The sequence below is a fragment of the Gammaproteobacteria bacterium genome (assembly GCA_013696315.1).
Classification (GTDB): Bacteria; Pseudomonadota; Gammaproteobacteria; order JACCYU01; family JACCYU01; genus JACCYU01.
Window position 1 is genome coordinate 1 of the sequence record JACCYU010000222.1, and the last position, 10,352, is coordinate 10,352.

General features: G+C 57.0%; 10 protein-coding genes. 4 read left to right on the forward strand and 6 right to left on the reverse strand.

Annotated features, from left to right (window positions below; all coding sequences use genetic code 11):
• From H0V34_13045 to H0V34_13055, 3 genes are all read left to right on the forward strand, one after another.
• The coding region (locus tag H0V34_13045) for an IS481 family transposase (GenBank protein MBA2492572.1) at nt 1–131 on the forward strand (131 nt) is incomplete at its 5' end.
• Between the two features lie 84 nt (nt 132–215).
• Nucleotides 216–716 carry a ribonuclease E activity regulator RraA gene (gene rraA, locus H0V34_13050; protein MBA2492573.1) on the forward strand — a complete coding sequence of 167 codons (501 nt, stop codon included), beginning with the start codon at nt 216–218 and terminating at the stop codon, nt 714–716.
• 86 nt (nt 717–802) lie between these two features.
• Nucleotides 803–1,762, forward strand: coding sequence for an MBL fold metallo-hydrolase (locus H0V34_13055; GenBank protein MBA2492574.1), 960 nt, complete (start codon nt 803–805; stop codon nt 1,760–1,762).
• Nucleotides 1,763–1,871: 109 nt separating this feature from the next.
• Here H0V34_13055 and H0V34_13060 read toward each other — a convergent pair whose 3' ends face one another.
• The 6 genes from H0V34_13060 to H0V34_13085 all read right to left on the reverse strand — a co-directional run bounded on the left by H0V34_13060 (nt 1,872) and on the right by H0V34_13085 (nt 9,851).
• Nucleotides 1,872–2,615 carry a class I SAM-dependent methyltransferase gene (locus H0V34_13060; protein ID MBA2492575.1) on the reverse strand — a complete coding sequence of 248 codons (744 nt, stop codon included), beginning with the start codon at nt 2,613–2,615 and terminating at the stop codon, nt 1,872–1,874.
• Nucleotides 2,616–2,836: 221 nt separating this feature from the next.
• Entirely contained in the window at nt 2,837–3,466 is a 630-nt protein-coding gene (cysC, locus tag H0V34_13065) for an adenylyl-sulfate kinase (protein MBA2492576.1), read from the reverse strand.
• A 51-nt stretch (nt 3,467–3,517) separates the two neighbouring features.
• Nucleotides 3,518–5,149: an undecaprenyl/decaprenyl-phosphate alpha-N-acetylglucosaminyl 1-phosphate transferase gene (locus H0V34_13070; GenBank protein ID MBA2492577.1), complete on the reverse strand. Its 1,632-nt coding sequence runs from the start codon at nt 5,147–5,149 to the stop codon at nt 3,518–3,520.
• Between the two features lie 145 nt (nt 5,150–5,294).
• On the reverse strand, nt 5,295–6,518 hold the full coding sequence (locus H0V34_13075) for a glycosyltransferase family 4 protein (GenBank protein ID MBA2492578.1): 1,224 nt from the start codon (nt 6,516–6,518) through the stop codon (nt 5,295–5,297).
• The gene (locus H0V34_13080; GenBank protein MBA2492579.1) at nt 6,499–7,812 is read right to left on the reverse strand and encodes a UDP-glucose/GDP-mannose dehydrogenase family protein; all 1,314 of its coding nucleotides are present in this window, start codon (nt 7,810–7,812) and stop codon (nt 6,499–6,501) included. Before H0V34_13080 ends, H0V34_13075 begins: the two co-directional genes overlap by 20 nt.
• On the reverse strand, nt 7,809–9,851 hold the full coding sequence (locus tag H0V34_13085; GenBank protein MBA2492580.1) for an alginate lyase family protein: 2,043 nt from the start codon (nt 9,849–9,851) through the stop codon (nt 7,809–7,811). Before H0V34_13085 ends, H0V34_13080 begins: the two co-directional genes overlap by 4 nt.
• A gap of 279 nt (nt 9,852–10,130) precedes the next feature.
• Here H0V34_13085 and H0V34_13090 point away from each other — a divergent pair.
• Nucleotides 10,131–10,352: hypothetical protein (locus H0V34_13090; protein ID MBA2492581.1), on the forward strand; the 222-nt coding region annotated here is incomplete at its 3' end.

Genomic DNA, 10,352 nt, shown 5'->3' on the forward strand with positions numbered 1-10,352 from the left:
ATAACTTCGCCAAGCGCCTGAAGACACTCAAAGGCCTCACGCCCTACGAGTACATCTGCAAAATATGGACACAACAACCCGATCGATTCAAACTCGATCCAACCCACCATATGCCGGGACTAAACAGTTAGGCGGGGTTGTGTCGTTGTAAGTTGCGCGAATACTGGTATCGTAATGCGAATCTGATTTGACCAGTCACTCCTGCCCACATTGTCATGCCAATCAGCAACAGCGACCGGAAATTTACAACCGCGGATCTCTACGACGAGCATAGCGATGATCTACAGGTTGTGGAGCCCGTTTTCAGAGATTTTGGAGGTTGCCTCGCGTTTCACGGCGAGGTCCACACGGTGAAATGTTTTGAGGACAATAGCCTGGTTCGCGAAGCACTTGTAACCAGCGGTCATAACAGGGTGCTGATTGTCGATGGAGGCGGCTCGTTGCGCTGCGCGCTCCTGGGCGATCAACTGGCCGCGCTCGCCGAAAAAAATGATTGGGCGGGCGTGATCGTGAACGGTTGCGTACGCGATTCCATTGCCCTGTCCAACGCCTCGATTGGCGTAAAGGCGCTGGCCTGCAACCCTCGCAAAAGCGTCAAGCTCGGCGCCGGTGAACGCGATATCCCGGTGCGCTTCGCGGACGTAACGTTCACGCCCTCGAATTACGTATACGCCGACGAGGATGGCATCGTTGTCTCATCGCGCGCGCTGTTTTAAACGCCGGTGGTTTACTACATCGTCAGTGTCAACCGTACACTGGAGCCGCCGGATCGTGGCTGAATTCTCTCCTGTCTATTCACATCATGTCTAGTCCGAATCACGAGACCATGACTGGTGGTATAACGTGTATCGATACCGGTTACTATCGACCGAGGATGGCCGCTTGCTATTTGATGGAACACAATGGTCAGGCGGCATTTATCGATAGCGGCACCGCCCACTCCGTTCCGCGCTTGCTTAAGCTTCTGGATCATAAACAAATCGCGCGTCGCGATGTCGCCTACGTGATGCCGACCCATGTACACCTGGACCACGCGGGCGGTGCGGGCGAACTTATGCATCATCTGCCGGAAGCCAGGCTTGTGGTGCATCCGCGCGGCGCGCGCCATATGATCGACCCAGGCAAATTGATCGCGGGCGCCACGGCCGTTTATGGGGAAACGACGTTCAGGGAAAATTTCGGGACGCTTCGGCCGGTTCCCGAACACAGGATAATCCTGGCGGAAGATGGCCTGGAGCTGGACTTGAGTGGCCGCCGTCTCTTGTTCATGGACACGCCAGGACATGCACGCCATCACTACAGTATTTTTGATGAATCCACCCGCGGCTTTTTTGCCGGCGATGTTTTTGGACTTTCCTATCGCGAAAGTGACGGGCCCAACGGTGCGTTTGTATTTCCGACCACCACGCCCGTCCAATTCGACCCCAGTGCCTGGCGCGACTCGCTTGACCGGCTGTTACGCTATCGGCCCGACCGCGTGTATATGGCGCATTACGGAATGGTCACCGCCGTTGAGTCGCTGGCAAATGATCTGCGCCGCAGGATCGGGCAACTAGCGGAGCTTGCTGAAAGCAGCAGCGCACGCAACTTGACAGCGGAGCAGGATCGACACCAGCATCTCGTCGCGGAAATCGAGGGGTTTCTGCTGAGCGAACTCACAACCGCCGGTGTCCCGCTGGATCGTAGTGAGGCGCTCGCACTCTTCAACCTGGATATCGAGCTTAACGCGCAAGGCCTGAGCGTCTGGCTGGATCGGGATTAGTCATACCATTGACGCGCGTGCTTTCCGGCGAAGTCTCGCCCAGGCGCAAGCTACCTTGCGCAGGTCCTGAGCATGGGATTGCAGTGAGAAGTTGATCTACTGAAATTTCTCATATAGAGCCCGCGGCCATGGTCCGGGGCTTGTCGATCGCCAGGGGACGCGCTATCGCCAGTCTGTAAGAAGCGCGTCTGGTGCTGCCCATGGTCAGAAACTCCATTAGCTCGAGCCCGGACTCCTCCAGCACGCTCAGAAAATCCGCTTCATAAGTCACGCGTCCAAAGTGGATACTTGTGACCCGGTGCAGCATCGGCTTGACCTTTTCGATCAATGCCGATTTCCCATGGTGAAATGTCTGTGTAAAAAAGACCCAGCCACCCGGCGCCAGCAGCGAGAGCACGTGCCGGATTGCGCCGACCGGATCGGGCAGCAACATGAAGCTGGCGCTGAAGTACACCGCGTCGTAAGGACCGCCCTGATGATCGTAGACGGAGGTCAGTCTGGGGATCACGTTATCGCTCAGCCCCGCGCGGCGGAGCACCTTCTCGCAATACGCCAGATAGTCGCGGTCTATGTCCAATCCTACGATCCGGATGTTCTTTTGCCGCACCAGGTCGGCGCTGCGGGCAACGGCGCTACCCGTTCCAATACCCACGTCGAGCACGGACGCCCCTTGCGGGAGACGCCTCAGAACCTGCTGATACCAGCCGGCCGTGAGCCCCATCAATACCCGATCGTAAACCCAGGCACGCAGGGCGCCCGTAGCGCGTTCGTGTTTGGCGCCATGCGCGGACGGGACGTTGGCAGCCTGTAGGTTGAGGTGGCTGTGGTTGGATGCGAGTTCAGGTTTTGGCATTGCTCTGCAACTATGGTGGGGTGACTTTGTCCAGCTTCGGAGAACCACACTGGATTCATGCAAGATCGAACTGTACGGGCGACCAAAGATTAAGTAAAGCCTGCCTGTCAATAATGCCACAATGCATTGAGCGAACAACTATTTGCCTTAAAAACGATGGCGCTACACGCCTTTGTTGACGACCCTTTGATGACGAATATGGGTCGGAGCGTCGGCACCGATCAGGTCAGGTAACCGTTTCTGGATAAATAGGCCACCACTTCCTCGACGCAGTCGCCCACTGACCCCGCGCCCGTTTCGAGCACGAGTTCGGGATTGAGGGGCTCCTCGTAAGGCGAAGATATGCCCGTAAATTCCTTGATCTCGCCTCGGCGCGCGCGCTTGTAGAGGCCTTTGACATCGCGTCGCTCACAGACTTCCAGTGAACAACAACAATAAATCTCAATGAAGTCGCCGGGAGCCACAAGCTCGCGCACCTTCTGCCGATCGGAGCGATAAGGTGAAATAAACGCCGTCAATCCGATCACGCCCGCTTCGACGAATAGTTTTGCCATCTCGCCCACACGGCGAATGTTCTCCTTGCGCGCTTCTTCCGAGAAACTCAAGTCAGAGCACAGACCATGTCGCACGTTGTCGCCATCGAACACAAACGTGTGCCGGCCTTGCTCATGCAGCGCCTCCTCAACCGCGTGCGCGACCGTTGATTTGCCAGCGCCGGACAGGCCGGTGAACCAGAGCACCACCGATTTGTGTCCATTCTGCTGCTGCCGCCTCGCGCGCGTAACGGTCGCGTGATGCCAGACTGTATTAGGGCTTTTCTTAACTGCCTTGGCTGTGGGATTGTCAGTCATGAGCTTAACTTTTGAGTATCGAGCAGTGCGCCGGGCTGCCAGACTCGCAGTCTAAAATAACCCTCGCACCGCCAGCACGCCTGTCGTCGCCAGGGACGATAAGGTCAGAAGATTCCATCGCTCTCGCTTCTCGATAATCAGCAATTCGCACGCGTAAAGCAGAATGATAACCTCAAAAACAAACAGGCTGATTTGTCTTTCCACCTGCTGAGATTGCGCCACCACCAGGCTGGTAACGACAATCAGCATCATCAGGTAATCCATGGCGGTGGTGGTGAATTCGAATTCCCGCCGGCGCGGCGAATACTTGATCGCGGTCCCTATGGCGAATGCGAGCGCCACCAGAAACAGCAGTTTGACGAGGTCCAGCCACATCACGTCGTGCGGTGGGTAATTATAACTGAGATAAACCACAAAGGTCGCAACGACGTATATCAATGCCCTGAGCATGATGGAACGCAAGGTGCTGCTCAGCGACGACTCGACGAGCAGCAACACGAAGATGCCGGCTGAGGCAAACCCAAAGTCGCGCGGCACGTTGCTGATCAACAGGCTGGTGACTACCAGATAAATGGGCAGGCCAAGTTCGATGAACCGCCGTGGCGTTGTCACCAGCAACTTCATGCGCAGGTATGAAATCGCGCCGCTTAGCGCTCCTTCCGTATTGTTGCGATGAACGACATAGCGATGCTGCTCGGCGTAAGCGAGGGAACCGAAGATCAGCACGCAGGCCGCGACGTAAATGGTAAACAGCAGCCAGTCAGGCTGATAACGCAAGAAAATTCCGCTCACCACGAACAATGTCTGGATGGAGTAAATGATGACGACAGATTCCTCGTGCACGAACCCTAAGTCCAGCAAGCGATGATGAAGGTGATTCTTGGTGGCCAGGAACCAGTTCATGCGCTCGCTCATGCGTTTGCCCAGCACCATTATAATGTCCGCGATGGGCAGACCGAGCAGCAGCAGAACCACGGCCGGACTTAGCGACGTGTCAATCTGCTGAGTCAGCAGCACGGCCAGAAAACCCAGTGTAAATCCCAGAAACTGACTGCCGCCGTCCCCCATGAATACGATCGCCGGATGGGTGTTATAGCGCAGAAATCCGAAGCCACCACCCATGGCCGCCAGCGCGATCAACAGGATCAGATCGCTGTCCGCCAGATAACCGAGGAACGCCAGTGAGGCCAGACTCAGCAAGGCTTCGCCACCCGCCAGGCCATCCAGTCCGTCGGAATGATTAATGGCGTTGATCATGCCCAGCAATGCGAAAATCGCAAACGGCATGCCGATCGCGGCAGGAATTGAATCCATGCCGAACAAAGGCAGATGCGAAACGTAAACACCGCCGTAGGTAACGACCGGCACGACCGCGAGCAGCTGCCCGATGAATTTCGTGTAGTGCCCCAGCTCGCGGCGATCGTCCGTGGAGCCGAATGCAAACAGAACCACGACCCCAAAGATATAAGCCTGCAGAAGCGGCGTGAGTGGAACCAGAATGATGATCGGCAGCAACGCGCCGAGCACAATGCCCCAGCCGCCCACACGCGGCACGGGCTTCGCATGCACTTTACGCGCGTCGGGGTGGTCGATCATGCCCAGCCACGGCGCGAGGCGCATCATCACCGGGATGACAGCCAGGCTGACCGCGGTGGCTGTCACCATTGCGAACAGATAATTCATGACCTGTTTTAAGCGACTCCCTGACGTGCCCGACCATTCCGTCGTGGTGCGATCATACGCAGTCCGCGACGCGGGCGGTGTGGTTAATTCGAATGCGCGCTCTTACAAGGCCACGGATTAGTGCCGATGTAAGGCCGCCCAAACCTCACGCGGCAGCGGGTCTTTTCCCTTCCCGGAAAAGCGCGTCATAGGCTTCCAGGAGCCTTGGCGCCTCGTAGTGCCAAGAGAGTTCGTTTTCGACTCGATGACGCCCGTCCTTACCCATTGCCCGCCTGAGTTCCGAGTCGTCCAGCAGCGCAAGAATTTTCTCTGCGAAGTCGAGGGCATCGTTTCTGGCCGCGTACAGCGAGGCGCCGCGGGCTGAAAACCTGCCCTCGGTGAGGTCGAACTGCACAATCGGTTTGCCCAGCGCCATGTACTCCATGATCTTGTTCATCGTGGATTTGTCGTTCATCTCATTGGCCACGTCAGGATTCACGCAAACATCGGCGGTATTCAGCATCGCCAGCATTTCATCGTCCGGCACGCGACCCGTAAACGTCACGTAGTCAGCCAGACCCAGCTGGCCCGCGTAAGCTTTCATGTCGTGAAGCTCGGTCCCGCCGCCCACGAGGCCGAATTGCACATCGTGACGGCCTTTCACAAATACAATGTAGCGCGCGGCCTGCAGCAGAAACTCGATGCCTTCCTGTTTACCCATCACGCCGACATAACCCACCAGATACGCCCGCCCCTTTTTCAGCGCCTCCACCGGGGGCCCTATCTTCAGCCGGTCGAGATTCGGGCCACTGCGGACGATAAACACGTCTTCAGGAGACATGCCACCGCGCTCGATGGCGATGCGCCGGTAAGACTCATTCGTGGCGATCGACACCTTGGCCGTCTTGAACGTCCATCGCTCGAGGCCGAGCATCAGCTTGTAAAACCAGTCGCGACGCCCGAATTTTGCCTCGTACAATTCCGGGTTAATGTCGTGATGATCGAACAAAAAACGCTTGCCCAATAACTTGAAGAACCCGCCGATCAGAAAGATGTTGTCCGGCGGATTGCACGCATGAATGGCGTCGAAGCCGCGGGTAATCAATATGCGCCAGGCCAGAAAAAACTGCCAGCAAAACGCCGCGCCGTATTCCGCGACGTAACCCGTCACGCCGCCACCCTCCACGGGCAGCGCATGACGATAGATATGGATACCGTCGATGACCTCGTGTCGCGCCTCGAAGCCCTTGCCCGTGGGAGAGATTACGGATACCTGGTACCCCGCACCGGCCAGCGTTTTCGCCTCCTGCCAGACTCTGCGATCGAACGGCACCGGCAGGTTTTCGACGATGATTAGCACCCGTCTGGGTTTACCAGCAGATGCCGTCATATTTACCCGCTTCGCTGCGCGCAGACGTGATTCGGATCAGGTCCACAAGTACCTGCCCGGGTTTAAGTGACGCCGGGACCGACTCGAAGTCCTGGTCGCCGTTGCCGATGACAATCGTCCGCGCGTGCGCCAGCACCTCGTCGATGCTGCTCACCATCAGATTGGAGATGTGCGGAATGTGATTGAGAATGTAGTCTCGATTGGCGCCTACCAGACGCGCCATTTGAACGTTGCGGTCGTACACGCGTACGTCGTAGCCCTTGCCTATGAGCCTTTCAATGAGTTCGACCAGCGGGCTTTCGCGCAAGTCGTCGGTGCCCGCCTTGAAGCTGAATCCCAGAATTCCCACTTTCTTGTTCCCCTTGTCGAGGATCATCTTCAGGCCTTTGTCGATCTGCCACTGATTGCTGGTAAGGATGGCGTTGATAATCGGCACCTCGATGTCCAGACTGCGCGCCTTGTAGTTCAGCGCGCGGACATCTTTCGGCAGGCAGGAGCCACCAAACGCAAAGCCTGGCTTCAGATAATAAGGCGATAAGTTCAGCTTGGTATCCCGGCAGAATATGTCCATAACCTTGTGGCCATCGATATTCGCCGCCTTGCAGATATTTCCGATTTCGTTGGCGAATCCGACTTTCAGCGCGTGCCAGACGTTATCGCTGTACTTGACCATTTCCGCGGTTTCGACATCCGTGCGAATTAAAGGCGCATCCAGTTTCGAGTAGAGGCTCGCCAGTTGATCGCCACTTTTCGGACCAATTTCGCCGATCACGGTCTTGGGCGGATGATAAAAATCGTGTACCGCCGTACCTTCGCGCAGAAACTCCGGGTTATTGCAAACCCCGAAATCCTTGCCCGCCTGTTTTCCCGAAGCCGCCTCCAAAGTCTGGACAACCACGCTGGCCATACTCCCCGGCAACATAGTGCTGCGCGCTACGACCACATGAAACGCGTCCTTGTGTTTAAGAGCGTTGCCGATCTGTTCGCACACGTGCCGGACGTACTTGAGATCCAGGCTGCCGTTAAGCTGGCTCGGCGTACCTACGCAGATCAGCGATATTTCGGAGGCGTTGATGGCCTCCTCGACGTCCACGGTGGCCCATAATCTCTTCTCCCTGACTGCCGCCGAAATAATTTCGCCGATGTCTTTCTCGATTACCGGTGTCTGCCCGCGATTAATCAGGTCCACTTTGGGCTGGTATGGATCGACGCCAATCACGGTGTGCCCGTCTTGCGCCAGACAGCCGGCCGACACCGCGCCGACATAACCGAGGCCGAAAATACTGATCTTCATACCCGTTCCCATTTTTTTGAATTCGGCATTGAATTCGCTGAGTCATCGCTGACAATTGCCGGCTGCGCGCAGTCGATGACCGTTCGCAATGTCGTTTCGCCGCTGATTTCCGCGAGCCAGACCAGGGTTGTCGTCGGCGTCTTGACGTCGTAGCGCCGGGATACCCAGCCGGCGGGACGCTCGACATCACCGCTGAAGCGCAGCGCCGTCACGCCTGCGTCCGCATGTTTAACCCCGATGGTCACAGCTGCGCTGGTTGCCAAAAAACCGTCCGCGGTTTCCCGCACCATGCAATGCTCCGCGAAATGCCACGGCCGTTCAATGATGTGAGCGCGCTTGCACATCAAGGTGTCGTTGATTTCTATGTGTCGGCGCGCCTTGTCCAGGCGGATTTCGCGTCGATGCACAACCGGATCACGCAGGCGTGTATAACCGTCGTGCGAACCGCGGAAAACATCCATCTCATCGCCAGGAAGCCACGCCTCGCAGCGTGCCTGCGCATGGCGTATCCACATAAAATTCCCGCCGGATACCGACTGATCGCCATTGTCCACCCGCACGGTGTTGTGCGCTGCCGTACCCCTGAAGTAATTGCGCCATCTTTCATTGGTATGATAAGCATAGGTGCCCGGATCGATCAGAAATTCACGGCCGCCCACCGACAAGGTCAACGCCAGCGCGTCCGCGTGACCGTGAGCGGCAATGGACTGATGTCCCAATGGCCCCGCATCCACCACCAGACGCATTTCGTCTTCGGTGTCGAAATCCGTACCGAGTAGGTAATAGCCGCCTTCAGGAAACGCCCGGCGCGTAGTTGATCGATCTGTCGCGGCACGGATATGGTGATACCTCGCAGCTCTCTCGCCAAGCAGCCACTGGGTCTTGTCGTCCAGATGCCCTGATTTAGCCTTGAAATCCTGACGCTGGAATAGCACCGCGCCGGTCGCCAGCAGTGATCTGAAATGGCAAAAGTCCCGCTCCTGAGACAAACGTACCACGTAGCCGTCATCAGCGTCCCCGATCATCGGTACGTTACCAGCTACATCCATTAGCGACGCGATGTACTCCAGCATTTTCTCAATCCGGAGCCAGTAACCCTGAGGGAACCTGATATCGGCCGCTTCCCCTACCAGCGCCCCGACAATGAGAAAATCCAGCACAAAATGCTGATAGGCAATGGCCTGTTCCCGATTGACGCCGTCGGCGCAGGTCTGCTGTAACGCTTCGTGGACGAGTATGTCGTAGCTTTGCGCGCGCCAGTTCAGCATGTCCTGGCATAGCGGCCACACACAGCCCGCCACGAACACTCCCGTCACCTCTCCGATCAGGTGGTTATTCGCGGACGAATAGCGAGAGCGATAGCCCGTTACGAACTGCGCATGATGGTAGATCGACTTGAGCCAGCGATCTTTAAATGCGGCGCCGCGGGCGCCAGCGAAAAGACGGGATTCAGCCCCGCCGACCATTTGCCATACCGCGGCCCAGTTGATCAGTCGGATTCCCAATTCCAGCGAGCTCGCCCAGTTGGGTCCGAGCAAGTGCGGACACTGGTCAAACCACGATTCAAGTTTCTCACGCAGCGCGTGCAGGTATTTTTCCGAGTCCGTCAATCGATAGGCCTGCGCAAGCGTCACAAGCTCCAGATGCCGATTAGGCTCCCATAAATACTTGATGTCACCGACCAGGCGCGGGTCTCTGTAATTCAGCGACTTGCCGAACGTTAGCGGCGCCTCGACATCCAGACGGACATCTTTGTTCCAGCGCGGTTCAGACCCAAGCGCGGCATCGTCCACGGCGAATACAGGAATCCGGCCCGCGGCAACCCGATCGGCGGCCCGCGTATAAAGTGCAGTATCGACCTGAACCGGCGCAGTAAGCCAGTTCAGGCGGGCGGGCTTGAAGTTGAATAGCGGAACTTCGGTTTTTACGCTCGTGCGCTTCGCCTGAGCGTGACCCACCACCGTTTGCCGCACTCTGTGACTTATCTCACCAAGCGACATCTGTTTCAGACGGTTCAGGTACCAGTCAACCGTTTGCATAGCAAATTATAGGCAAGTCGTGGCTACGCGCTTTTACAGCGCGCCGCGCATACAAATAAGGAACGAGTTAATAATCACAGCCAGCACGTCCCCGGACATTCCTGTTGTTGGTTTTTGTCTCACGCTCAGCTGGTTTCCTTGGCGATGCCTCGCCGCAACTTTCGTGTGGGCGCAATCTTACACCAAGCCTATGCTCACCCAAAGTCGAGCGACCGGCCTAAGCGAGCTCAGCCGCATCCAACCGCCTGCCTGTATAACGCCCGTGCTTGACCGTCAGTCGTGCCTGACGACATTCATTGCGCCACAGCAAACAAATTTCATCCGCCTGCGCAAAACCGCCAGTACCAACAGACGCCAGAAATCATATATATGCGCTCACTGCTGTCTCACAATTTTTCACAGCAGGGCGAGTTGTGCGCGGTTGATGGTGTGATGGGTGTCTGGTGGATCGCCGCGCAGCAGTGGCAACAACGCTCGCCGTTCGAACAGATTCAATTGCAG

What these genes read in the sequence shown, in the direction of transcription:
- rraA (MBA2492573.1), top strand. Translation starts at nt 216, where the DNA reads ATGCCAATCAGCAACAGCGACCGGAAATTTACAACCGCGGATCTCTAC.
- H0V34_13055 (MBA2492574.1), top strand. Translation starts at nt 803, where the DNA reads ATGTCTAGTCCGAATCACGAGACCATGACTGGTGGTATAACGTGTATC.
- H0V34_13060 (MBA2492575.1), bottom strand. Translation starts at nt 2,615, where the DNA reads ATGCCAAAACCTGAACTCGCATCCAACCACAGCCACCTCAACCTACAG.
- cysC (MBA2492576.1), bottom strand. Translation starts at nt 3,466, where the DNA reads ATGACTGACAATCCCACAGCCAAGGCAGTTAAGAAAAGCCCTAATACA.
- H0V34_13070 (MBA2492577.1), bottom strand. Translation starts at nt 5,149, where the DNA reads ATGAATTATCTGTTCGCAATGGTGACAGCCACCGCGGTCAGCCTGGCT.
- H0V34_13075 (MBA2492578.1), bottom strand. Translation starts at nt 6,518, where the DNA reads ATGACGGCATCTGCTGGTAAACCCAGACGGGTGCTAATCATCGTCGAA.
- H0V34_13080 (MBA2492579.1), bottom strand. Translation starts at nt 7,812, where the DNA reads ATGAAGATCAGTATTTTCGGCCTCGGTTATGTCGGCGCGGTGTCGGCC.
- H0V34_13085 (MBA2492580.1), bottom strand. Translation starts at nt 9,851, where the DNA reads ATGCAAACGGTTGACTGGTACCTGAACCGTCTGAAACAGATGTCGCTT.